This window comes from Candidatus Acidiferrales bacterium (assembly GCA_035515795.1).
Taxonomy (GTDB): Bacteria; Bacteroidota; Ignavibacteria; order Kryptoniales; family JAKASW01; genus JAKASW01.
Window position 1 is genome coordinate 23,098 of sequence record DATJAY010000002.1, and the last position, 24,097, is coordinate 47,194.

The 24,097-nt window shown below is 48.0% G+C and carries 21 protein-coding genes; 18 read left to right on the plus strand and 3 right to left on the minus strand.

The genetic code is table 11. The annotated features are described in order from the left end of the window. Nucleotides 1-237 precede the first annotated feature (237 nt). Nucleotides 238-792, plus strand: a complete 555-nt coding sequence (locus VLX91_00390) for a VTT domain-containing protein (protein ID HUI28641.1) — start codon at nt 238-240, stop codon at nt 790-792. 86 nt (nt 793-878) lie between these two features. Here the strand turns inward: VLX91_00390 and VLX91_00395 are convergent, their stop codons facing one another. Then, the gene (locus VLX91_00395) at nt 879-2,372 is read right to left on the minus strand and encodes a NapC/NirT family cytochrome c (GenBank protein ID HUI28642.1); all 1,494 of its coding nucleotides are present in this window, start codon (nt 2,370-2,372) and stop codon (nt 879-881) included. Nucleotides 2,373-2,530: 158 nt separating this feature from the next. Between VLX91_00395 and VLX91_00400 the strand changes: the two genes are divergently transcribed. From VLX91_00400 to VLX91_00410, 3 genes are read left to right on the plus strand one after another with little or no spacing between them, the layout of a single operon-like run. After that, on the plus strand, nt 2,531-3,019 hold the full coding sequence (locus VLX91_00400) for an asparaginase domain-containing protein (GenBank protein ID HUI28643.1): 489 nt from the start codon (nt 2,531-2,533) through the stop codon (nt 3,017-3,019). A 48-nt stretch (nt 3,020-3,067) separates the two neighbouring features. Beyond that, a complete protein-coding gene (locus VLX91_00405; GenBank protein HUI28644.1) occupies nt 3,068-3,652 on the plus strand; it encodes a DNA-3-methyladenine glycosylase I in 585 nt (194 codons plus the stop codon). A gap of 44 nt (nt 3,653-3,696) precedes the next feature. Then, complete coding sequence (locus VLX91_00410; protein HUI28645.1) at nt 3,697-4,377, plus strand: nitroreductase family protein; 681 nt, start codon at nt 3,697-3,699, stop codon at nt 4,375-4,377. A gap of 110 nt (nt 4,378-4,487) precedes the next feature. Here the strand turns inward: VLX91_00410 and VLX91_00415 are convergent, their stop codons facing one another. Beyond that, nucleotides 4,488-7,271 carry a DUF2723 domain-containing protein gene (locus tag VLX91_00415; GenBank protein HUI28646.1) on the minus strand — a complete coding sequence of 928 codons (2,784 nt, stop codon included), beginning with the start codon at nt 7,269-7,271 and terminating at the stop codon, nt 4,488-4,490. Between the two features lie 539 nt (nt 7,272-7,810). Between VLX91_00415 and VLX91_00420 the strand changes: the two genes are divergently transcribed. The 11 genes from VLX91_00420 to VLX91_00470 all read left to right on the plus strand — a co-directional run bounded on the left by VLX91_00420 (nt 7,811) and on the right by VLX91_00470 (nt 18,548). Continuing rightward, nucleotides 7,811-9,028 (plus strand): pyridoxal phosphate-dependent aminotransferase, encoded by a 1,218-nt coding sequence (locus VLX91_00420; GenBank protein ID HUI28647.1) that lies wholly within the window; start codon nt 7,811-7,813, stop codon nt 9,026-9,028. Beyond that, the gene (gene pckA, locus VLX91_00425; GenBank protein HUI28648.1) at nt 9,025-10,665 is read left to right on the plus strand and encodes a phosphoenolpyruvate carboxykinase (ATP); all 1,641 of its coding nucleotides are present in this window, start codon (nt 9,025-9,027) and stop codon (nt 10,663-10,665) included. The genes VLX91_00420 and pckA overlap by 4 nt, the downstream gene beginning before the upstream one ends. Nucleotides 10,666-10,805: 140 nt before the next feature. Then, the gene (gene ffh / locus VLX91_00430; protein ID HUI28649.1) at nt 10,806-12,140 is read left to right on the plus strand and encodes a signal recognition particle protein; all 1,335 of its coding nucleotides are present in this window, start codon (nt 10,806-10,808) and stop codon (nt 12,138-12,140) included. 15 nt (nt 12,141-12,155) lie between these two features. Next, nucleotides 12,156-12,641 (plus strand): 30S ribosomal protein S16, encoded by a 486-nt coding sequence (gene rpsP / locus VLX91_00435; GenBank protein HUI28650.1) that lies wholly within the window; start codon nt 12,156-12,158, stop codon nt 12,639-12,641. Nucleotides 12,642-12,657: 16 nt separating this feature from the next. Then, nucleotides 12,658-12,786, plus strand: coding sequence for a hypothetical protein (locus tag VLX91_00440; protein HUI28651.1), 129 nt, complete (start codon nt 12,658-12,660; stop codon nt 12,784-12,786). A gap of 35 nt (nt 12,787-12,821) precedes the next feature. Then, complete coding sequence (locus tag VLX91_00445) at nt 12,822-13,061, plus strand: KH domain-containing protein (protein ID HUI28652.1); 240 nt, start codon at nt 12,822-12,824, stop codon at nt 13,059-13,061. A 222-nt stretch (nt 13,062-13,283) separates the two neighbouring features. Then, a complete protein-coding gene (trmD, locus tag VLX91_00450) occupies nt 13,284-13,997 on the plus strand; it encodes a tRNA (guanosine(37)-N1)-methyltransferase TrmD (GenBank protein ID HUI28653.1) in 714 nt (237 codons plus the stop codon). A gap of 107 nt (nt 13,998-14,104) precedes the next feature. Then, nucleotides 14,105-14,443, plus strand: a complete 339-nt coding sequence (gene rplS, locus VLX91_00455) for a 50S ribosomal protein L19 (GenBank protein HUI28654.1) — start codon at nt 14,105-14,107, stop codon at nt 14,441-14,443. 71 nt (nt 14,444-14,514) lie between these two features. Next, a complete protein-coding gene (gene mqnE / locus VLX91_00460; protein ID HUI28655.1) occupies nt 14,515-15,633 on the plus strand; it encodes an aminofutalosine synthase MqnE in 1,119 nt (372 codons plus the stop codon). 31 nt (nt 15,634-15,664) lie between these two features. Further along, nucleotides 15,665-16,528, plus strand: a complete 864-nt coding sequence (locus VLX91_00465) for a menaquinone biosynthesis protein (GenBank protein HUI28656.1) — start codon at nt 15,665-15,667, stop codon at nt 16,526-16,528. 292 nt (nt 16,529-16,820) lie between these two features. Beyond that, nucleotides 16,821-18,548: a BamA/TamA family outer membrane protein gene (locus VLX91_00470; protein ID HUI28657.1), complete on the plus strand. Its 1,728-nt coding sequence runs from the start codon at nt 16,821-16,823 to the stop codon at nt 18,546-18,548. Between the two features lie 52 nt (nt 18,549-18,600). On the opposite strand, the gene VLX91_00475 is transcribed toward VLX91_00470, so the two are convergent. Then, nucleotides 18,601-18,930, minus strand: coding sequence for a YbjQ family protein (locus VLX91_00475; GenBank protein ID HUI28658.1), 330 nt, complete (start codon nt 18,928-18,930; stop codon nt 18,601-18,603). 236 nt (nt 18,931-19,166) lie between these two features. On the opposite strand from VLX91_00475, the gene VLX91_00480 reads away from it, so the two are divergent. From VLX91_00480 to VLX91_00490, 3 genes are all read left to right on the plus strand, one after another. Further along, on the plus strand, nt 19,167-20,876 hold the full coding sequence (locus VLX91_00480) for an amidohydrolase (protein HUI28659.1): 1,710 nt from the start codon (nt 19,167-19,169) through the stop codon (nt 20,874-20,876). Between the two features lie 204 nt (nt 20,877-21,080). Beyond that, a complete protein-coding gene (locus tag VLX91_00485) occupies nt 21,081-21,485 on the plus strand; it encodes a hypothetical protein (protein ID HUI28660.1) in 405 nt (134 codons plus the stop codon). 240 nt (nt 21,486-21,725) lie between these two features. Continuing rightward, complete coding sequence (locus VLX91_00490) at nt 21,726-24,080, plus strand: DNA polymerase domain-containing protein (GenBank protein ID HUI28661.1); 2,355 nt, start codon at nt 21,726-21,728, stop codon at nt 24,078-24,080. The last annotated feature ends 17 nt before the right edge of the window (nt 24,081-24,097 follow it).

Below are 24,097 nucleotides of genomic sequence, written 5' to 3' on the forward strand. Positions count from 1 at the left end.
AAGCACAGCTTACTCAAGTTGAACGTTCAGTCACGCCAATCCCAGACTGTAAAGTTACAAGCTTGATCTTGTCTCGGACCCGATCCGCCTGCAGCGCACGAAACTATGAATTGAGTCACGGTTTCGATGATGTCTTGATCTTAATTATCATGACGTATTGAGATATCTGTCATATTCTGATAGTGTTGATCTCCACTCCCGTTTGAAGTTGTGCCACGGGAATTCGTATGTTACGGAGTGGAACATCTGATCCATCAAAACGGCTACCTCACCGTCTTCATTACGGTCGCCTTTACGGGCGAGTTCGGATTATTTGCAGGAGTCGCGCTCGCCCACAGAGGAGCCGTCACAATTACAGGGGTGGTCATTCTTGGCACCGTAGCTTCTTTTGTAGGGAATACATTTTACTATTACGCGGGAAGGTTCTTGTGGAACAGGTGGCATTTCTTGAAAAGAACTTTCGGGGCGAAAGTCGAATCAACGTCGCGTGTAGTTCATCGGTACGGCTCTCCTTTAATGATAGTCGCGCGATTCTTCTACGGCATCAGGAATATAGTTCCAATAACCCTCGGGGTTTATGGGGTAAGGTCCCTCGTCTTTGCGATATATAATTTGATCGGCGCATTTGTCTGGGCATGGGTATTCACCGAAGGGAGCGCAGTCTTTTCATCCCACGTTATGAAAAATTTCGTAAGCTTCCATGTCGGGCTTATCTGGGGATTGGCCACTTCAGCGATCATCGCTATCCTGTATATTGTGATTCGCAAAGCGATCTTAAAGATCCAGAGGTGATGAGTTAAGAGTTAGAACTTAGACCCAAGAAGCCAGAGGTGAGGAGCGAAGATGAGTTTTGTATCCGATCTCTGACTTCTGGCACCTCACTGTGTCCCATCATGGCAGTCCGTGCACAATCCTTCTTTCCATGCGTCGCCGACATCGGTGGGGTGCTTGAACTCCACACCGGCAAGGTTGGCCTGTTCCTCCGAACCTGTTCCCTGCGAAATGATCTGGTGGCAGGTCTCGCATCTGTTCGGTATGATTTCTCCGTCGGCAGTTTTATGATTCCCGTCATGGCATCTGAAACAACCCAAATAATTCTCGTGTCCGATGTCGTTGTTATAGGCCCGCCAGTCGACCCGCATGTAAGGGAAAAAGTTTGCCTGGTAAATAGACTGCAGGGAAGCGACAGATGCCTTTATCTCAGCCCCGCGTGTTGCTGCTATTTCCGGATATTTGTCCTTATAGAAAGAATCGACCGATAGTGCGATGCTGTCGAGCGCATCCTTGGAATCCAAATACCTTGTCAGCAGTGCATTGACTGAGGTCTGCTTTATCCAAGGGAGTGAAGGATTAATTTCACCGGTTGCCATAGCTTCGTTAACCGCGTCGCCCGGCGTTTTGATGATGTGCGTCGGACGATTGTGACAGTCCATGCAGTCCATGGTCTTCACGGCCAATGTTTTCACGGAATCGGGAGTGAAGGGGTTGTTGCCGGTCTCAAACACTTTGCTCTTACCGGTTGAATCCACGACGCGTATCCATGGTATATTTTGCAGTGCCGTATCTGAAGCAAGATACTGGACTGTATGTGTCACATGCCAATGGACAGGCGGGCGCTGCGTTTCGCCGGATGTGCTACGACCGATCTTGACAAGCATGTCTATCGTCCATCTTGTGTTGGCGGAATCTTCCAGGAAGTAAGCCTTCGTGATTCTGCGCTCGCCGACAAATGATTGAGGCCAATGGCACTGCTCGCATGTCTCCCTTGCCGGGCGCAGGTTCTTTATCGGGGTCGGTATCGGCTGCGGATACTTGTGAAATATCACCGAGTAGATCTGGTAAGCACCCGAGAGTTTCGATCTGACGTACCAGCTTGCACCGGAGCCGACATGGCATTGGACGCACGCCACGCGCGCGTGAGGAGAATGACTGTAGGTTGTGTATTCGGGATTCATCACCTGATGGCATACTTTTCCACAGAACGAAACCGATTCCGTTATCTCGAAAGCCCTGTATCCTCCGATCGCGGTGAAGATCATCAATAGAAGTGTGCCCGTGGAGAACAGGAGGAATGCCGTTCGTTGTCTTGAGTCGTTCAAGTCTATTCGGGGGAGAGGAAGCTCGCCTGTTTCGGCAGCCCTTCGCCATCTTTTTCGTTCAATGAGCGCTCCAACCGGAATGACTATCAAACCTGCTATCAGTACACTCGGGAGGAGTACATATGTGACGATGCCGAAATACGGCGGGAAAGATTTCCAGAGGATATCCGAAAGCATCAGCAACACGATCGATCCGAACGTAACTGCGGCGATTATGCTGCCGACCATGCTTATCGGATTGTAAAAAAGATCGGGGAATTTTCTACTGTTCATTATTGTCTCTGCAGATTGTATGCATCATTTTTGGAGTCGGGGTTTAAGATAGCGACTTGCCGGTATCTATTTCAATATCACCCGAGTCGGCGGAGGAATTAGAATGGCAAGGAGAAATATTTGAGTCTTTCGATACGGAAATATTAAATTGTCTCATAATGGCGATAAGAATATTTGTTACGGGCGGAACGTTCGACAAGGAGTACAACGAGATCACTGGACAGTTGTACTTTAAGGATTCTCACTTACAGGAGATGCTGAAGCTCGGTCGCTGTAAGGTGGATGTGGAGACCAGGACGTTGATGATGATAGACAGCCTTGAAATGACCAAGGACGATCGGGCAATCATTCTTGAAAATTGCTCGAAGTGTCCGGAGGATAAAATTATCGTTACTCACGGCACTGATACGATGGAGCAGACCGCACGCGTTCTCGGCGAGGCCATAAAAGACAAAACGATTATTTTGACGGGCGCCATGATACCGTATAAATTCGGCAGCTCCGACGGGCTGTTCAATCTTGGAAGCGCACTTGCTTTTGCTGAGACGCTGCCACACGGAATCTACATTGCAATGAACGGCCGTTATTTCAACTGGAACAATGTCAGGAAGAACAAAAAGACCGGCGAGTTCGAAGAGATTTCTTGAAGACAGCCTTGCCCGCATTCACAAGTTTAAGAACTATCGGGAGTTCAAATGACAAAGTCTGATCACGAAAAACTCATCCGTTGTCCCTGGCCGACGGAGGACGCTCTGATGATCGAATACCACGACAAGGAATGGGGTGTTCCCGTCCACGACGACAGAAAGATTTTTGAATTTCTTATCCTTGAAGGAATGCAGGCAGGGCTTAGCTGGTCGACGATCCTGCACAAGCGGGAGAATTTCCGGAAGGCATTCGACAACTTCGACGTTGAAAAGGTGGCGAGGTATGATGGCAGAAAAATCAGGAGCCTGCTGGCTGACGCGGGAATAATTCGCAATCGATTGAAGCTGGAAGGTGCGGTCAACAACGCGAGGCAGTTTATACGAGTGCAGGAAGAGTTCGGAAGTTTCGACAAATATATCTGGCAGTTTGTAGGCGGGAAGCCGATCGTCAATACAAGGAGAGCGCTGAGGCACATGCCCGCGCGGACTAAAGAATCCGATGGGATGAGCGAAGACCTGCGGGAGAGGGGATTTAAGTTTGTCGGGACTACCATTTGTTACGCGCACATGCAGGCTGCAGGCATGGTGAACGACCACATGATGACGTGTTTCAGATACAAAGAATTGAAATGAATAAACGGCGTGAGATAATTCTTTAACATAAAAAGGAATAAATCATGAACGGGCTGATAAGATACTCTGTCATGACATTTTTGGTCGCCATGTCCACCTGTGCTGCGCAGGATAGTTCGCGAGTTGGATACTACAATGTGGTCCACGAGACTTCTACTTCGACAATTGTACTATTACCGCCGGACACTTCGGGTGGTAAGCCGCTCATGCAGTGTTTGAAGCATAGAAGGACTTCGCGTTCGTTCGATTCAAAACCGCTGCCGCAACAGGTCCTGTCAAATCTGCTCTGGGCTGCATTCGGAGTAAATCGTCCCGATGGACGCCGTACTGCTCCGTCGGCTATGAACCGGCAGGATATCGACATTTATGTCGCGATGCAAGACGGTTTGTATCTTTACGATGCGCCTTCAAATTTGCTCAGGCAGCTAACCAAGGAAGACATCCGCGAGAAAACTGGGACTCAGGGTTTTGTGAAAGATGCACCGCTCGACATAGTCTACGTCGCCGACCTTTCAAAGATGGGGAAGGTGTCGGCCGATGATCAAACTCTGTACGCCGCTGCCGATTGCGGTGTCATTGTCCAGAATGTCTATCTCTACTGCGCTTCCGAAGATCTTGCCTGCGTCGTTCGAGCTTCGATCGATAGGCCCGCGCTTTCGAAGGCGATGAATCTGAGGACTGATCAGAAAATTATCTTGTCGCAGACTGTCGGCTATCCGAAGTGAGCGAGTAAACCCGCGAGTTTCTTTGGCAATGTGCACAAAGAACGGGGTCATAAAAAAGCGGTGATAGAATTCTACCTACCACCGCCTTTAAAGAGTTTTGTGAAAAGTCTCTAATTAGTTTTGGGTATTAATGAAGTGTCCGGGGTTAGAGGAGCGCTGTTGATCTTCATCATGGTCTGCAATCTTGCGATCTCCCGGGAGATGGAGTTGTCGTTAGGGAACATCCCCTGCAGCTTCTGGAGAAGTGCGATCGACTTCTGATATTGATTCTCCATGCCGTAAATGTCGAGAAGTATTCTGTACGGATTGTAATACCTTTGCACGTCATTAGGGTTTTCCTCAATCGCTTCACGCGCTCCACTTTCCACTATGTTGGCAAACTTTTGGAACTGCGACGTCGCACCAGCCATGTAATACATCCTGGCAATATCGCTGAGGAGATCATACTTCATGGGAAGAACTTCGTTAGGTACTCGAGCTTCCATGGTGTCGAGCGTAGCGATGGCTTTTCCGCTGTCACCGTGCATTTCATAGTATGCCGCGAGCCTGAGATAACTGTAACGGTAATTCACCATTAAGTTCCTGACGTTGTAATCGTAAAATACATGCGGATCGTCCAGGTTCCTGAAAAGGAAACCGTATTGCGGTTCGGTAGAAAGTTTCTTCTCAGGCTCCATGAGGCAATCCTTCATGATTGGCAGATTTATTTCGTAATCTCCACCTTGCACGTTGTTCGCCTTCGGCATCAGTTGAAGTGCGAGCCCCTGCATTTGAAGATATGGCGTGAGCCCGATAAAATTATCCGGGGCAACGGTGACCGCATAGTAAACGGGACGCTTCCATTGATTGGTCTGGACGATATTGTTCATTACAATGTCCTGTACCCTGATAGCCTGGACATCTCCCGCCTGGAGTGTCGGCCTGACGGTATATTGAATGTAACCCTTGTCGGTTATGCTGGTGTCCGTAATTCCAAATTGCTCGTAGACATCTTTTGGAACCGGCAGTTTAAATGTCGTCGTATGCCATTCCACCGGAGATATGTTTCTAATCTGATCATCTGAAATGCTTATAGGAACCTTCACAGCACCGTGCGGCGTCTCGTTTTTAAGCTGAAGGATGTACCAGTCGGTGTTTACCAGACTTAAATTTACAATTCTGATGTCGGTACGAATTCCCATCCCCTCCTGCAGGTACCACAACGGAAATGTGTCGTTGTCGCCGTTTGTAAAGAGGATAGCATTCGGTTTACACGACTGCAGAATATTATATGAATAATCGAACGGCGCGAAATTTCCGTGCCTGTTGTGGCAGTAAAGATTTTGCGAAAACATTTCGATCGGCGAAATGCACATCAGCACGGCGACGGTCCCCCCGACCAATATGTTTTTATGTTTATTCCAGATTTCCTGTTTTGTTTTGAATGCATCGGTAACCAGATCGATGATACCTGAAGCTCCGACGCCGATCCACATTGCGAACACGAAGAACGAGCCGACGAAGAAATAATCTCTCTCTCTCGGCTGCGGATTTTGCATGTTGAAGAAGACCACGAGAGCGAGGCCCAGCGTAGCGAATAACGCCAGGAATACGAGACTGAACTTCCAGTCTTTCTTGACGTGGTACCATATTCCGAAAAGTGCAAGCAGGAATGGAATGGCAAAATATCTTGTCGGATATCCCGCTCTTCCGTCGAACCATCCCTTCGGTGAAGTGAAGAGCGTCACCGGTCCATCCTGAATATCTCCCGCTCTACCGATGAAATTAAATCCGAGATAACGAAGGTACATGTGAGTCAACTGATAGGATGCGAAATAATCCAGGTCCGAAGAATAGTTCTTGTAGTTTTGTACATATTGCGGCTCGGAGCTCCACATGCGGGGGAACATCCTTTGCTCACCGTACTGTTCGCGATTGAGGTAGATGACCATCCTGGCGAGGTTGCTCGGGTTGTTTTCGTTTATCGCCGGATGAGCGTTCGCGCGGATATAGATAAGCGTGTAAGTGGAATATCCGAGAATTATAAGGAGTCCTGCCATAAGTGAAATGCTGACTATCCACCGTTTTGCCTTCTCCGCTTTATAGATGCCGTATATCGCGGCGATAACGATGCCGGGCGGAATAAGCTGCACCACAATATTATGGTGCAAGTCGAATGGTCCAAAGCTCACGTCGCCGTTTAATATGGTTGCGAGCCACTTCACTATGCCGGGATAAATAATGAAGAAGGAGAACACGGTTATCACTCCAAACCAGAAAAAAGTTCTCCATCCAAACTCGTAGTACTTGAAGTATATCAGAAGGGCGATTGCGAAATAAGCGAGGATGCTTAATTGGTGAATACCGATCGACAGTCCCATCAAATATGCGGCGAGAAGGAGGTACCGCTGGCTTCCCGGCTCCTCTGCCTTATCGTACCATGTCATGCCGAGCCAGATAACGCAGGAGACGAAGAACATGCTCGATGCAAAAAGAGATGACTCAGCTGCGTTGAACCAAAATGTATCGGTCACCGAGAACGTCAGTGCTCCTATCGCTGAAGACCCGAAGATAATTATCGAGGAATGGAGGTCGACTGGAAAGCTTTTCCATCTTGAAATTACTTTAACACCGATGAGGTAAAGGAACATGATGGTGAGTGCGCTTGCCAATGCGGAGATGAGGTTGATCCTGAGTGCCGGGTCGCTCACGTAAGGAGTCATCATGGCTACCCTGCCGAGGAGAATAAAGAGCGGTGCACCGGGCGGATGGGGAACTTCCAATGCCGGGGAAGTTGCAGCATATTCTCCGCAATCCCAGAATGCTACCGATGATTGCGACGTCATGCGGTACATTGTGAGAGTGACTAGAAAAAGTCCAAGCGCAATGCAGCGATTCAAGTACTTGAAATTCATTTCGTGTCCAATGTTCTTTATGAATGATGTGGCCTATATGTTACGCTGAAACTTTCGAAAAATCAAATCACGAAACTTCTGGACCGACGATCTGACTAGAATTCGTAAAAAAAAACTTGCGGGGAATTAACAAAATCTTTATACTGAAATGTAAGCAGAATTTGACTTTGAAGGCACTAACGAGATACTCTAGGACAATCTTTCCCGAGAGGGATTCATCCGCTTACACAATCAACGACACTTTATAAGTTGATGGAGGCGTTACAAAACCCCGTTAAAGGGAGAACGCTGTCCAGAGCGACGGAAAATTTGTATCACAACGCAGCTATGTCATGACAGGGAAATTGGAAATTCCCTTTTTCATATAGATTAACTTGTGCTTCAAACTGAGGACTCCCGACCGGAACAGGTCTTCACAAGAAATGTGTAGAGATTTTTCATGTCGTTGGGTTCCGTATCGTTTGATAGCTTTGTGCAAAGCATTGGTTCTAATTTCAACAGCTTCGATTAGGAAAACTCAAAAGGAGATCATGTAAAAAATGAGCGTAAGTCAGCTTGCGAAGTCTATTGCTGAGTCGCCGACACTGAAGTTGAACGAGGAAGCTCGATTATTGAAAGAGAAGGGCGAAGCAGTCATTCACCTCGGCGGAGGTGAACCCAAAAACAAAGCTCCCATTTCCGCGATATTAAGTGCGGCAGCCAAACTGAATACGGGAGACATTAAATATACTCCAACAGACGGTATACCATCTTTAAAGAAAGCAATCATTAGATATACGGAAGAAAACTACGACAGAATCGTCGCACCCGAGAACGTTATCGTCTCGTCGGGCGCGAAACAATCCGTCTACAATCTTCTATACTCTCTGATAAATCCGCAGGATGAAGTGATCATACTTGCACCATATTGGGTGAGTTATCCTGAAATGGTGAGGATGGTTTATGGCGTTCCTGTAATCGTCACTCCTGAGGACGGCGGTTTTTATCCGAGGATGGAAGATATACTGAAAGCCGTCAGCTCTTATACGAGAGCAATAATTGTCAACAGCCCTAACAATCCATCGGGGGTTATGTATTCGGATGAATTCATAGGTGAGCTCGTGGAATACTGCGAGAAGAAAGATATCTACATTATCATGGACGATATCTACCACAAGCTGGTCTTTGACGGCAAGAAAGCGCCATCTGCCTACAAACACACTACAAAAGACATAGAATCGACTCACATCATCGTAGTGAACGGCGTGTCGAAACTTTATGGCATGACCGGCTTTCGCATCGGTTGGACGATCGCGAACAGGGATCTAACGAGAATAATGGCGAACGTACAGAGCCAGATTACTTCGTGTACCGCCGTCCTTCTCCAGGCTGCCGCCGAAGGTGCGATGACGGGAGTGCAAAGCGCCGTCGAAAGCCTGCGATTGACTTTGGAAAATAATCGGAATGTTATGCTTCAGGAGCTGAATGCGTTCAACGGCGTAAAGACGGTGAAGCCTGATGGCACTTATTATTGTCTCCCGGATTTCAGTGCTTACATGAAGAACTCGGTGGCGTTATGTGAACTATTGCTAAAAAAGGCTTTGGTAGTGACTGTGCCAGGAAAAGAGTTCGGCATGGAAGGTCACCTGAGGTTGAGTTATGCAGGTTCGATAAAAGATGTTACGGAAGGAGTCAACCGAATACGTTGGGCGCTCGATCCGACTTCCGCTAAAGAAATCTATATTGGCGAACGCAAAGTTGTGAGGGACTGGTTATGAACAATCTTCTGAATATAAAAACACCTGCCGAGAATGAGGCCAAGGCTCTTAAAAGCGACTATGGTCTTGACAACCACGGTATCTCAAATTTGAGAATGTCATATTGGAACTTGCCGGCCGAAGCGCTTTATGAGGAGATCTCTTTCAGGGGCGAGGCTAGAATAACCCATCTTGGTCCCGTCGTGGCGAACACGGGGAAACATACCGCGCGATCGGCGAGCGACAAATACATCGTGAGGGAACCATCGACTGAAGACAAAATCTGGTGGGGACAGTACAACCGGCCATTCAGCACGGAAAAGTTCGACGCACTTTATAGTCGCATGTTGGGCTTTCTGCAGGGGAGGGATCTCTTTGTGCAGGATTGTTATGTCGGAGCAGATCCGGAATATCAGATGCCGATAAGGATAGTTGCGGAAAAAGCATGGCACAGCCTCTTCGCGAGGAACATGTTCATCCTGCCGCAAACCAACGAGGAATATAGAAGGCATGTCCCGGATTTCACGGTGATAGCTGTACCATCTTTCAAGGGTGTACCACAGATAGATGGATCCGCGACTGAAACTTTTATCGTTCTCAACTTTGCCCGCAAGGTCTGCATAATCGGAAACACGGCTTATGCCGGAGAAATAAAGAAATCTGTATTCACGATAATGAACTACCTGATGCCATTGCAGGGAGTGATGTCGATGCACAGCTCCGCAAACATAGGACATGATGGCAGTTCTGCAGTGTTCTTCGGATTATCCGGAACCGGTAAAACGACTTTGTCTGCCGATCCCAAGCGAAGACTCATCGGCGATGATGAACACGGCTGGAGTGACGAAGGAGTCTTCAATTTCGAAGGCGGCTGCTATGCGAAAGTGATCCGGCTCTCCGAATCCGCCGAACCTCAAATTTTCGCGACTACGAAAATGTTCGGCACGGTTCTGGAAAATGTCGTTTATGATCCGGTCACGAGGTTGATCAATCTCGACGATGAATCCATAACCGAAAATACTCGCGGATGCTATCCTCTCGAATACATCGAGAATGCTGTCCTTGAGAAAAAGGGTGGACACCCGAAAAATATTATTTTCCTCACCTGCGACGCCTCGGGAGTCATGCCGCCGATCGCAAAGTTGAGTCCCGATCAGGCGATCTATCAGTTTATTTCAGGTTACACTTCGAAGATTGCCGGAACGGAGGTCGGACTTGGAAAAGAGCCCGAGCTGACATTCAGCACATGCTTCGGTGCACCTTTCATGGTACACCACCCTTATTATTATGCAGACATTCTCAAACGCAAGATCATTAAGTACAAAGTGAACTGTTGGCTCGTCAACACCGGCTGGATCGGAGGTGCGTTTGGAGTCGGCAAGAGAATCAGCATCGGATATACACGGACGCTCCTTAATGATGCGCTGGATGGCAAATTGCTCAAGACAAGATTTGTCAAAGATCCGGTCTTCGGATTTGAGGTCCCCACTAAATGCGAGGGAGTCCCGGATAACATTCTTGATCCTTCTGGAGCGTGGCCAAGCAAAGCTGAATACATGAAGAAGTACAAGGAACTCGCGTCACGTTTCGTCGAGAACTTCAAGAAGTTCGAGGACGGCTGCCCGGAAGAAGTGATCGCCGCAGGGCCGAAAGGCTGATCGGCAATCCACATTTCCAAGGAGCCCGTCTGCGGTACGCAGGTGGGCTTTTTTATTGAGCCGAAGTGATTGTGAGTCGAGATTTGCAACAGTCTCCTCTTTTTCGTAAATTTTCAGGCAATTTTCGAGCCTAAAGTTATATGTTTGAACAGATTTCCGAAAAATTCGATGGTATTTTCCGCCGTCTTAGCGGGCAGGCGCGTATCTCAGAACAGAATATTTCCGACGCGGTTCGAGAGGTGCGCCGAGCACTTCTTGAAGGCGATGTCAATTACGCTGTTGCGCGAAAGTTTACCGAAGAAATCCAGAAGAAATCGATCGGGAAAAATGTTGTAAAGAGCCTTAACCCCGGTCAGGTTTTCATCAAGATCGTACATGACGAGCTTGTGGAAATTCTCGGTGCGACGACGAGCGAGCTTGAACTCACAGAGCAAATTCCGAATGTCATCATGGTCGCAGGACTTCAAGGCTCCGGTAAGACTACGTTTGCCGCGAAGCTTGCCAATTACTTGAAGTCGAAGGGTCACTATCCGCTTCTTGTTGCGTGCGATATTCATAGGCCCGCTGCGATTGATCAATTGGAAACTCTCGGTCAGCAAATCAGCATACCAGTATATCTGGACCGCGGCGCATCGGCGGTCGACATCGCGAAAAATTCTGTCGACTACGCCAGAAAGAACGCTCGCAATATAGTGATCATAGATACTGCCGGTCGTCTCCACGTCGATGAAGAAATGATGCGCGAGGCCGAGAGCGTAAAAGATGCCGTGAATCCAAATCAGATTTTCTTTGTCGTCGATTCTATGACCGGACAGGACGCGGTTAACACTGCGCAGGAATTCAATCGCCGGCTGAATTTTCACGGGGTCGTTCTTACGAAATTGGATGGTGATGCACGCGGCGGAGCCGCAATGTCGATAAGGTCGGTGGTGCAAAAGCCGATCAAGTTTGTCAGCCTCGGCGAGAAGCTCGATCAACTTGAAGTGTTCCACCCGGACAGGATGGCTTCACGCATACTTGGAATGGGCGACGTTGTTACGCTTGTCGAAAAAGTTCAGGAGCAGGTCGACGAGAAGCAGGCTGCGAAGTTGGAGCAGCGAATACGAAGGAACGAGTTTACACTTGAAGACTTCCGCGACCAGCTAAAACAAATAAAGAAGATGGGTCCGATAAAAGACATTCTGTCGATGATACCTGGCGTCTCGGGTGCAATGCGGAATGCAGCCGTCGACGAGAAGGCGCTTGTCAGAATAGAAGCGATGATAAGTTCGATGACGAATGAAGAGAGGAACAGGCCGAACATCATAGACGGAAGACGGCGCAAGAGGATCGCGGCAGGAAGTGGCACGACAGTTCAAGATATTAACAAACTTTTGAAACAATTCGCGGAAATGCAGAAAATGTTTAAGACGCTTTCCAAAGGAAGATTTGGGAAAGCTGCTTTGACGAACGCTGCTATGCGTTTCCCAATGTAAAATTCGGAGGAATATTTGGCAGTAAGGCTAAGATTAAAAAGAACCGGACGAAGGAATCAGCCATCCTATAAAGTTGTAGCTGCGGATTCACGCTCGCCGCGCGATGGGAGGTTTATCGAGTCGGTCGGGACGTACAACCCGTTGAGAAATCCCGCTGAGATCAAGTTTAACGAAGAGAAGGCATTCAAGTGGCTGAAGCGCGGCGCTTTGCCCACAGACACGGTGCGGAGCCTTCTCCGTAAATCTGGATTGTGGTACAAGTGGTATCTTTTGAAAAAAGGTCTGGATGAATCTGATGTTGTTCAGAAATTGAGCGAGTGGCAGGCCGCCCAAGAGGCTAAGCTTGCCCGTGATGCCGAGCGGAAGCAACGACACAAAGCCGTTAAGAAGGCGAAGAAGGCTACCGAAACCAAGGCGGCCGAAGCAACGCCGGCGGCAGCCCCGCAACCGGAATCCTCCACCGGGACACAGCCGGCAGAAACTGCTCCGGCGGCTTCTTAATTAAGTTTTGAAATCGTTGGCTCGCCTTGATCTTGATTCTTATGAGCGAGTGGAATTTGACATAGTGAAGTTTCTTCTTTTGTTTAATCCCGGCCATGGTCGGGCTGGTTATCAGGTTCAGATGAAACCTGTCTTTGCCGACTGATGTGGAAAAAAGACTAGGAAGAAAGGAGGTCCGCAATGCACGACTTCGTCGAATTCATAATCAAGAAACTGGTGGACAAACCTGATAGTGTTCAGCTAGCTCAGGAAGAAAAAGAAGCAAACAAGGTGGTCTTCCAGCTTAAGGTTGAAAAGGAAGATGTTGGCAAGGTGATTGGCAAGAAGGGAAGAACCGCGAACGCTATTCGCGTTCTGCTCAGTGCCATCGCTGCTCGTGAAGGCAAGCGTGCCATTCTCGAGATAATAGATAACCAATAAAATTCCTCTCGCTTCCCTGTCGAGTTCTCGAAGGCGGGTGCGTTCAGATCGTGAATGTGGGAACCTAAGCTGCCGTCGGCTGTGACCCATGGACGGAGCCGCTTAGGAGAGAGACATAGCCATTTCCTAACCCAAGGTTAGAGAAAGCTTAAGCCGACGGATCATTGAGGGTGTTAATCCCGGGATGGAGATATTGCCCCCGAATCACCAAGGACTGCGTTGATGAGAATTGATATTGTAACGGCTTTTCCAAAATTGCTTTCAAGTCCTCTTAATGAAAGCATGTTGAGGAAGGCTCAGGAACGGGAAGCCGTAGAGATTGTTGTTCATGATTTGCGTGATTATACTCATGATAAACACAGGACTGTAGATGATCTGCCTTACGGCGGTGGGGCGGGAATGATTCTCAAACCGGAGCCGATCTTTGATTGTGTCGAGAAATTGTTTTCGGAACGCACCTATGATGATGCGATCCTGTTAACGGCTGACGGAGAAACTTTCGGTCAGAGCGTTGCGAACGAGCTTTCTTTGAAAAACAATTTGCTGTTCATCTGCGGACATTATAAAGGTGTTGACGAGCGTGTCAGAGAACGGCTCGTCACCAGGGAAATCTCAATCGGAGATTTCGTACTGACAAGCGGAGAAATCGCTGCTATCGTAGTAATCGACGCTGTTGTCCGGCTGCTTCCCGGTGCTCTCGGAGACAGTGAAAGTGCGCTGAGCGATTCTTTCCAGATCGGGCTTCTTGACTCGCCTCAGTATACGAGGCCGGCGGAGTTCAGAGGAATGAAAGTCCCGGATGTACTATTGAGCGGCGATCACGAGGAAGTGAAAAAGTGGCGCGATGAGATGAGTCTTGCCAGAACTGCGAAGCGCAGAGCCGACTTGCTTGACCCCGGGGCGTTGACCCGGGAAAAACATTCTAAACATCGATGAGTTTTGAAAATCTAATTATACTTATGAGTCATTCTGAACCTGTTTTGATACCTATGCCTTTGGTGCGGTGAATCAGGTTCAACATGACAGATTAATGGAGAACAAACATGAATAAAATATCTTTGGTAGAAGCAGCGCATTTGAAAACTGACCTGCCACCATTTCGTCCCGGTGATACCGTGAATGTTCATTTCAAAGTTGTCGAAGGCGATAAGGAACGAATACAGGATTTTGAAGGAATCGTAATCAGTCGTCGAGGAGCCGGTTTGAAGGCGACGATCACCGTTCGCAAAATATCCAATGGAGTTGGGGTTGAAAGGATTTTCCCGCTTCATTCCCCTCGCATTGCAAAAATTGAAGTAATGCGAGGAGGAAAAGTTCGACGGGCGAAACTTTTCTATTTGCGAGATCTCGCAAGCAAAGCCGTTCGTCAGAAAACCACGTGAAAACTTTCGAGATTTTGGGTCACGAACGGCGAAGTTCTGATTCGAAATCTTGGATTAAGAATCGTTCCACCATGAGTTACCAGCAGTCGACCGTCAGTTTTTTAGAGCAGACAAATGTATTAGGCGACCTCCAACCGGTTTACGAAAAGGTCGCAGCAGGAAAGCGCCTCGATCGCGAAGACGGAGTAAAGCTGTACAATACAAATAATCTCCTCGCGTTAGGCCAGCTGGCCAACATGGTGCGCGAGAGGATCAACGGAGCGGATACGTACTTCGTCAAGAATTACGTTCTCAACTACACTAACATCTGTGAGCTTGACTGCAAGTTCTGTTCCTTCTACCGCAAGGAAGGACAAGACGGAGCGTACCTCTTCAGTCTACAGGACATTTTCCGCAGGATCGAAGAAGAGAAAGAAAACATCACAGAGATGCACATCGTTGGCGGCCTTCATAACGGACTGCCGTACGATTATTACATTGAGATGCTGCGCGGCATCAAGAAGATAAATCCGAAGATTCACATCAAAGCGTTTACCGCCGTCGAGATAGATTTTTTCGCGAGGCTTTTCGGGAAAACCGTCGAGAAAGTCCTCATTGAATTCAAAGAAGCCGGGCTTGATGCGATGCCGGGCGGAGGCGCGGAAATTTTCAGCGAGCGAGTGCGCGACAAGATGTTTGCCGACAAAATCGGCGCCGATGAATGGATAAGCGTAATCAAAACCGCTCACCGGCTGGGGATTCCGTCCAACGCCACGATGCTCTACGGTCATATGGAAAAAGTGGAAGAGAGAGTCGATCATCTCATCCGTCTCCGCGATGTTCAGGATGAGACGAAGGGGTTCTTTGCTTTTATACCGCTCGCGTATCATCCTCACGTCGAAGACTCAACGCAATGGGCGACGGGCATCGACAATTTAAAAAGCATCGCCGTGAGCAGGCTCATGCTCGATAATTTCCCGCACATAAAAGCCTACTGGATTTCGATGGGACCGAAAGTTGCACAGATAAGTCTAGGTTTTGGGGCCGACGACCTTGATGGTACAGTCCGTGACGAGAGAGTCTTCCATATGGCCGGCGCTTCAACCGAAAACACTCTGACAAAACGGCAGCTGATCAAGCTGATTAAAGACGCGGGCCGCGTCCCAATCGAGAGAGATGCACTATACAAAGTCATAGAAAGCTTCGCTTAGCAAACATCTAAGCGGTAGCAAAGGAATTACAATGTCCGATTCACAGAGTTGCGATCCTAAAGATCCTCCGAACAAGAAAAAAATCGGTGCTGTGAGTTTTCTCAATACGAAACCTCTTATCTACGGAATAGAAAAGAACATCTTTCCGCATAACTTCCAACTGACAAAGGCAATCCCCTCCGCTCTTGCAGTTGGGCTGAATGCCGGCCGGCTCGATGTCGCCCTCGTGCCGAGTATCGCCTACGCGAAAAATAGTCCGGAACTGCAAATCGTTCCTGATTGCGGAATCATCGCTCATGGAAAAGTGAAAAGCATCCGATTATACTTCAACAGGAATCTCAAAAGCATCAGATCGGTCGCAGTCGATATTAGCTCAGTGACTTCGGTTGTGCTGACTAAGATTCTGCTCGCTGAGAGATTCGAAGTAAAGCCGGAATTCATAGCCGCAGTCCCCGATGTAGAAAGAATGCTTGCCGCTGCCGACGCGGCTCTAGTTATCGGCGATTCTGCGTTGTTCAAGACGAGATCGACGGACGAGAATTATCTTGATCTAGCGGAAGAATGGCATGACATGACGGGACTTCCATTTGTGTTTGCAGTCTGGGCCGGACGACGAGGAGCGCTCGAGACGGACGAACTTCAGGCAATAATATCGTCTAAGATTCTCGGTCAGGACAATATAGACGCGGTGTGCCATGATGCTGCAGCGGAGTACGGTGCAGATTTCGACCTTGTAAAATCTTATCTGACAGAGAATGTTCAGTTCGATCTCCGCGAGGAAGAGATATCCGGGATGAAACATTTCTTTGAGCTTTCCTACTATCATGGTGCGCTGGAGTATCTCCCCTTGCTTAACTTCTATCCATTGGAATCAACCGCCAAAGAATTTTTTTAGATTCCAGTCTGCGCGTAAAGACGGCCCGGTTACTTCCCTCTCTATTCGGCTCTGATCAGCGACGTTTTGAGGAGGCCCGGGATATTATCTTATCGTACAAAAGCATGGAAAGGCTGAAACTTACCGATTCTTCCGGCCTGTTTGGCCGCTGAATACTCATTCTGTCCCTATGAGCTTGGAGCATTCATGCCGGCCTTCAGCCGACCTTGTAAATGAGTTGACTTGAATTGGTCGTGAGTCTGTAACTATTTGCTACGGTTTCGTAGATTTTCTCTGGAAAGGAGTTTGTGAAATGAAATGGCTGTTTACTTTTTTTGTCGTATGCTCGATGATTTTTGCTGCCTCTGTTTCCAGAGCACAGAATAATAATCCCACAAACCAAAAGGGAAATCAGGATACAACCTATTCGGTTCAACGTGGTTTTATAGATTCGTTGAGAACCGAGCTCAAACAGATCGAGCGGGCTTACCATCTGTTCAAGGCTCGCACGGATACCACCAAGGAATTGACGGAAGCGGATCGCGAGGAGTTGAAGAAGCTGTCTGATCTGTTGGAAAAGATCGGCGATGAGATTCGGGATCTTACCAGTACCGCCGCCCAGCTTGCAGGCGATGCTGCAAACATTTACGGAATCGAAAGTGCCCATACTGAACATGGAGATTACACACTGGGTGACGACCAGGTTATGAATGACAACGTCGAGGTGCTGAACGGAGACGCGTTTATATACGGGATAATCAGAGGAAGCATGATAGTCGTTAACGGGGATGCGTTTGTCAGAAACGGTTCGAAGGTGGACGGAGACGTGATCGTAGTGAACGGCAAAGCTCACGTCAGTGACGACGCCTCGGTTTCAGGGAATGTCATAGAGCGGGTGGGAAGCGATCTTGAGGAAAGACACACGTTCGTGCACAGACTTAAACTTACAGAGCATCCGGATATTTGGCAGAATCATGATTTCTTGTTCGACCATCTCGCAGCGAATTACAACAGAGTTGACGGCCTTTTCCTAGGACTTGGAGCTGAAAAGGATTATTTCTGGGACGGAACAGACGATACCTCGCCGTATGGTTTCCTAGGCTATGCATTCAATCTCCATCGTTGGAGATACCAGCTCGGATTGGACAAATGGTTCGGCAACGAAAACAGATTTGAGACGGGCCTCGAGGCGCATTCACTTACCGATTCAAAAGACTATTGGATAATTGGACCTAAAGAGAATCTTGCCTATTCAATTATAGCGCGAGAGGATTTCATGGACTACTATTCCCGGCAGGGTGCGTCGTTCCACGTCGCGCAATACTATCAGGTCAATTCGAGAGTCACCCTAAGTTATGATGTTGACAAATATTCATCCCTGTCGAAAACGACGAAGTGGTCTCTCTTCGGAGGACATAAGGTCTTCCGTGATAACCCGGCTATCGATGACGGCTGGTTGCGAAGCATTGTCGTTGACGTTGAGCATAGAAGCTATAGCGGCGGAGACGCAAGGAAACAAGGATGGGTCGCTGACCTACGTGGCGAGACGACTCTTAGCGGAGCATTCGACTTCAGGATGATTACGTTGGATGCGGTTCGTTACCAACCGCTCTTCACAGGCCTGCAGTTGAATATGAGATTTAGAACCGGGACTTCTACCGGAGATCTCCCGCTCCAGCGTTTGTATCAAATAGGAGGCTTCAATTCACTGAATGCGTTTTCCTACAAGGAGTTTTCGGGGAACAGGCTGGTTTTGTTCAACTTTGAATTCTTATTTAATCCCGGCATGTTCAAACATTCTGAATTCTTCCCGGTAAATACATTTACCCTCATCCTGTTTGGAGACATGGGTGAAGTAAAAGATGCGGGGTCGTCCGTCGGAATGGCGGAAGGATGGAAAGTAGTTAGCGCCTCAGATCTCAAATCAGATTATGGCTTCGGCGTCGGGAGTGACGACGGCAATTTCCGCGTCTTCGTTGCGTGGAGGACCGATATTGCCACATCACCCACTTTTGGCATCCGATTCGCAAGACCATTCTAGGATGTAACAGCTGCGACTCGCTGCGAAGTGAGTCGCAGTTTCTCCTGTCTTATTACGCCCGCGAGACAACTACTGCCGTTCCATAACATAATACTTCCGAGACTCCGCTCATCAATTCGGTTGCATCATACCTTACGCCGATCACCGCATTCGCGCCTAATTCTTCTGCGTGTTTAGTCATCATGTCGAATGCCTCGTTCCGTGTTTTTTCGCAGAGCTCGGTGAACAAGGTTATGTTGCCGCCGAATATTGTTTGCAGCGATCCGCCGATCGTACCGAGAAGCGACCTCGAGCGCACAACGATGCCGCGGACGACGCCGATCTGCTTGACGATCCGGTAGCCTTCAAGCTCAAATGTAGTTGTGGTTAGAGAGTGATCCATGATATTTTCCTTTTGTGGTCAAAGTAAAATTTGTCGGATAAAAGTGAGAAATCAAAATTTTCCCAAGGCGATCTTCTGAGAGAAGCCAAAGGAATCCTGAATTCAGACCTTGAATTTTGACCTTTGGATCCTGGCTTAGTAAATTGAGTGAACCAGTAATTAGGAAGATGGAACGGTTGAAAATTGTCGCTGTCGTTTGTGCATGTTTGATATTTGCATCATGTTCCTTACCTAAAATGAAAGTCGATCTCATACTTACAGACGGTAGTTTTTGTACACTCGATTCTCTGGTGGAGGATGCGCAGGCGGTCGCGGTAAATGGCGGCCGGATTGTCGCCGTCGGGACAAGAGATGAAATTGAGTCCCGGTTCACGGGGAAGGCGACAATAGATCTGAGAGGTGCGTTCGTTCTCCCGGGGCTGACCGACGGTCATGGTCATGTATCGGAATTGGGCTTTAGTTTGACAACGCTTGATTTGAGGGATATGAGATCCAGTGATGATGTTGGCAAACTGGTGCACGATGCGGCGGCGAAATCGGTCAGGGGCAGATGGATTCGCGGCAGGGGTTGGAATCAAGAATTATGGCAGGATAAAAATTTTCCGACGCACGGCATTCTCGACCGGGCCGCGCCCAATAATTACGTCCTCCTTGTGCGAGTCGATGGACACGCAATCTGGGTGAACAAAAATGTTATCGAGCTTGCGGGCGTTACACGCGCAACGAGCGATCCGATCGGCGGACGAATCCTGAGAGACCAAAATGGCGAACCAACAGGAGTGTTTCTCGACGCAGCGATGGAATTGATCACCTCAAAGATACCGCCGCCGACAGATGCTGAAATTGAGAACGCTATTATTCTTGCATCTGATACCTGTGCACGCTATGGACTGACGGAGGTTCATGACGCAGGAATTGATGCGCAGACTTTGAGAGTATACGAGAGACTCGCAAGCGAAGGTAAACTGAAGATTAGAGTTTATGCGATGTACCTCGGCACAGATTCGACTCTGCCGGCGATATTAAAACAAGGGCCGCTGGCAGATCAAAGAGGCTTTTTCACAATGCGTTCGGTAAAAATTTATATGGATGGCGCGCTCGGGTCTAGAGGAGCAGCGCTTGTGCAAGCTTACACTGATGATCCTGGCAATTACGGCCTGACAGAAATAGGCGAAAAGGATCTAGAGAATTTAACTGTGGCGTGTTTGTCAAATGGATTCCAGGTTTGTACCCATGCCATCGGTGATCGCGCGAACCATATCGTGTTGAACGCATACGAAACCGCCCTGAAAGTTGCCCGGGTTCCGGACGCCAGGTTACGCGTTGAACATGCCCAGGTACTTCTGAAGGAAGACATCGCGCGATTTAAAAAGTTGAATGTCATTCCATCGATGCAGCCGACGCATTGCACCTCCGACATGTCGTGGGCGGAGATGAGACTCGGTCCCGAACGAATAAAATATTCTTACGCCTGGCAGTCTCTTCTCAAAGGAGGGAACGTGATTATCGGGGGCTCGGATTTTCCCGTCGAGAGCCCCGATCCGCGTCTAGGAATTTATGCAGCAATCACAAGACAAGACTTGTTCGGGTTACCGCGGAATTATGAAGATGTGAAAGAATATTTTCAGGTTACCTCCGATATCGCCGCCGACAGCTCGGATTTCAGAGGAGGTTTTTTCCCCGAGGAAGAGATGACCATGGAACAAGCGTTGAAAGCCTTTACGATTTGGCCCGCTTACGGCGCATTTCAGGAAAACGAAAAGGGAACAATATCGGTAGGGAAATACGCGGACTTTACGATTTTCAGAAAGGACTTCAGACAAATTCCGCCGCGAGAAATTCTCGAGGATGAAATTGTGGCAACGATAATGGGAGGTCGGGTTGTATATGCGAAACCAACGTCAAATTACGGTGAGACGTTGAATGCTGGAAGATCAAATCAATAACCTATTTCAAGTCCCTTCTATTCAAAAGAAACTTTCCTTTGAGGTTTTTGTTCAGAAAACATGAATCCTCAGAACGGTTTCTGCGTCTAAAATCTTAATTGCCGTCTTGCGGCATCTCCCGAATTACAGCGAAATAATCAACCGGGAGAAAAAAACAGCTTCTTTGATTTTCTATTATGAAAAAATAAACCAGGAGGGATTCTTATGAAGATCGCAATAGTATTTTTGTCCATGATCGCGGCGAGCAGCACGCTTTTTGCCCAAGGAATGGGTCAGCGCCGTCAGTTTTATGACACTTCTACTGTCACGACCGTAACCGGGACCATTGCAACCGTCGATAGCCAGGCTGCACCGAGGGGAGATAGCTACATGATCCGCCTAACCGTCAAGGACACGAGCGGGACAATACCGGTCATGGTCGGTCCGTCGTTCTACATCAATAGTCAGAATATTTCATTTAACAAAGGGGATGCGATTCAAGTTACCGGCTCAAAAATGAACTTTCGCGGAAATGACGTGATTCTGGCTGCGCAAATTGTGACCGGCGGAAAAACGATCAAGCTGCGCGATGATTCCGGCAGGCCGGTTTGGATGCGAAATATGAGGTAGTCATCAACAATTAACATGATGCTATGGCGAATCTTGATCGGAAGGTTCGCCATTTTTTATTACACGGAACGACGGCTTATTTTTCATCTGGGTCATTTATTTGACCTATCTTCGGGATTGCAGGGCAATGGGGAGTTGAGCCTCCGCCTAGGTCGCGCCCAATGAGGGTGGGATTCCGACAGTTAGTTCGAGATTATTTGTTTGGAAGTCCACGATGTGATAATTTTTTCCGTAGAATAAATGACTGATCCTATTATCTTTGGCCGCAATGCGGAATCGAAGGTTGTCTCGGTATTCCAGACGGGTGACGCTTCGATGAAAATCATAAAGAGGATAGGAGGTGTCGCGGTTTCGGAGGAGCGCAAATTTTACCCGTTCTTCTTTGTGAACGACATTTCTCTTCTCAAGGGCTTCGAGAAAAAGTTCTGGGAAGTCGAACTGGCGGGAAATAATTATTACAGGTATCTTTGCATTTTTAAGAAATGGACCGACATGCGCTCCGCACTGAGAAAGGCGGCGGAAAATTTGCATCATGGCCAAAAAGAACCTTCCGTTGATTTCTCGGAGATAGAAGAAATCTACGTGAAGCAGGATCCGATATTTCAGTTCCTGATGCAAACAGGGATCACCCTCTTCAAAGACATGGAATTCTCCGAACTGAGAAGGATGCAGCTTGACATAGAAACCTTCTCGATTTCAAACTTCTCAGTCTCAGCGCGGCCTGAGGACCGGATCATACTTATTTCTCTGTCGGACAATTCCGGATGGGAGTATGTGATTGACGGACGCGAAAAGGGGGAATCCGTCATGTTGAACGAACTTGTGGATATTATAAAGAGGCGTGATCCGGATGTCATAGAAGGTCATAATATTTACAACTTCGATCTTCCGTACATTTTGCGTCGATGCGAAATGTGCGGCGTTAAACTGAACATCGGGAGAGATTCGTTGGAACCGAAAGTCTATACTTCGCGGGTGAATTTCCAGGAGAGAGAAATTGAGTATTCCAACATCGAAATTCCCGGACGACATATAATAGACACGTGGCTGCTGGTTCAGGGTTACGATTCGACGAGAAGGGAACTCGAAAGCTACGGGTTGAAGAATGTCGCAAAGCATTTCGGTTTCGCCTCGCAGGATAGAACCTACATCGAAGGCTCAAAGATTTCTGAAACATGGTTGAAGAATCCCGACACGCTGGTACGATACGCCTTGGACGACGTCAGAGAAACCCGAATGATCGCCGAGCATTTATCGCAAACGAGTTTTTATGTTTCTCAGATGCTGCCGTACAACTACGGGCAGATTCCCCGCCTCGGCTCAGCGGCAAAAATTGAATCGTTATTTGTTCGGGAGTATCTGCGAAAAAAACATTCAATACCGAAGCCGCAAATCGGCAGGCAGACAAGCGGCGGATACACCGATGTGTACATGCAGGGCCTCTTCGGTCCGGTAGTCCACGCGGATGTTGAATCGCTGTATCCGTCAATTATGCTAAGTTATAAGATTTCACCCGGGACTGATGAGCTCGGAGTATTTCAGAAGACTTTAAAACATCTGACGAAATTAAGACTGGATACCAAAAAAGAGATGAGAGAAGAGTTAGACTCGATGAAAAGATTCAGGCTGGACGCGATGCAATCCTCGCTGAAAATCTTGATCAACTCATTTTACGGGTATCTTGGTTATTCTCGCGGGATCTTTAATGATTACAAAGCCGCCGACATGGTTACCGAAACGGGGCAGAAGATTCTTCGACAAATGATCAGCCAGCTGTCAAATGAAGGTGCCGTACTTCTTGAGGTCGACACCGACGGATTATATTTCGTGCCTCCGCGTGAACATGTCGGAGAAGAAAACGAAAGAGGATTTATCACGAAGTTGTCTCGTACTTTGCCGCAGGGGATAAATCTCTCTCTGGATGGCAGATATGAAAAGATGCTCAGCTATAAGAAGAAGAATTACGCACTGCTCGGCTTTGACGGGAAAATAAAAGTCCGGGGTTCTTCATTAATATCGAGGAGCATGGAACGATTCGGCCGTGATTTCATACAAAAAGCGATTGAGTATTTGCTGCATGAAAATGTTAAGGCACTTCATGACCTTTATGTCGGCTACTCCCATAAAATCCTCAGTCGCGAACTTCCTACCGGGAACATTGCCAGAACTGAAACGGTTAGAGAATCCACCGAAGAATACGAAGCGGCGGTGAGAGCGAACCGCAGAAATCGGAGTGCAAGTTTTGAGGCGGCGATAGCTGCAGGCTTAAGTCTGAGAGCGGGCGAGCGAGTTACCTACTATATTGTCGGCAGCGATCCGCATCAGCCATCGTTTATGAACGCAAGGATCTACGATCCTGGCGGTTCCCTTCGAGACAAGAATGACGAAACCAGAAGAGATTACAATACGCAGTATTACATAAGGAAATTGGACGAATACGCAAAACGCTTTTTTGATTTCTTTGAGCCCGAGGATTTCCAGAAAATATTTTCTACTGATGAAGGCTCGTTGTTTGCGGTGACGCTGGATGGAATCAAAATCAGGGTAAACGAAGTCGGCGGAGTCGATACGAAAATTGAAGAAGAAGAGGAATAGAAAATTCTATCTGAGAT

Bases quoted from the DNA above. Each gene is read 5' to 3' on its own strand.
- VLX91_00395 (HUI28642.1), bottom strand. From the start codon at position 2,372: ATGAACAGTAGAAAATTCCCCGATCTTTTTTACAATCCGATAAGCATG.
- VLX91_00400 (HUI28643.1), top strand. From the start codon at position 2,531: ATGGCGATAAGAATATTTGTTACGGGCGGAACGTTCGACAAGGAGTAC.
- VLX91_00405 (HUI28644.1), top strand. From the start codon at position 3,068: ATGACAAAGTCTGATCACGAAAAACTCATCCGTTGTCCCTGGCCGACG.
- VLX91_00410 (HUI28645.1), top strand. From the start codon at position 3,697: ATGAACGGGCTGATAAGATACTCTGTCATGACATTTTTGGTCGCCATG.
- VLX91_00415 (HUI28646.1), bottom strand. From the start codon at position 7,271: ATGAATTTCAAGTACTTGAATCGCTGCATTGCGCTTGGACTTTTTCTA.
- VLX91_00420 (HUI28647.1), top strand. From the start codon at position 7,811: ATGAGCGTAAGTCAGCTTGCGAAGTCTATTGCTGAGTCGCCGACACTG.
- pckA (HUI28648.1), top strand. From the start codon at position 9,025: ATGAACAATCTTCTGAATATAAAAACACCTGCCGAGAATGAGGCCAAG.
- ffh (HUI28649.1), top strand. From the start codon at position 10,806: ATGTTTGAACAGATTTCCGAAAAATTCGATGGTATTTTCCGCCGTCTT.
- VLX91_00445 (HUI28652.1), top strand. From the start codon at position 12,822: ATGCACGACTTCGTCGAATTCATAATCAAGAAACTGGTGGACAAACCT.
- trmD (HUI28653.1), top strand. From the start codon at position 13,284: ATGAGAATTGATATTGTAACGGCTTTTCCAAAATTGCTTTCAAGTCCT.
- rplS (HUI28654.1), top strand. From the start codon at position 14,105: ATGAATAAAATATCTTTGGTAGAAGCAGCGCATTTGAAAACTGACCTG.
- mqnE (HUI28655.1), top strand. From the start codon at position 14,515: ATGAGTTACCAGCAGTCGACCGTCAGTTTTTTAGAGCAGACAAATGTA.
- VLX91_00465 (HUI28656.1), top strand. From the start codon at position 15,665: ATGTCCGATTCACAGAGTTGCGATCCTAAAGATCCTCCGAACAAGAAA.
- VLX91_00470 (HUI28657.1), top strand. From the start codon at position 16,821: ATGAAATGGCTGTTTACTTTTTTTGTCGTATGCTCGATGATTTTTGCT.
- VLX91_00475 (HUI28658.1), bottom strand. From the start codon at position 18,930: ATGGATCACTCTCTAACCACAACTACATTTGAGCTTGAAGGCTACCGG.
- VLX91_00480 (HUI28659.1), top strand. From the start codon at position 19,167: ATGAAAGTCGATCTCATACTTACAGACGGTAGTTTTTGTACACTCGAT.
- VLX91_00485 (HUI28660.1), top strand. From the start codon at position 21,081: ATGAAGATCGCAATAGTATTTTTGTCCATGATCGCGGCGAGCAGCACG.
- VLX91_00490 (HUI28661.1), top strand. From the start codon at position 21,726: ATGACTGATCCTATTATCTTTGGCCGCAATGCGGAATCGAAGGTTGTC.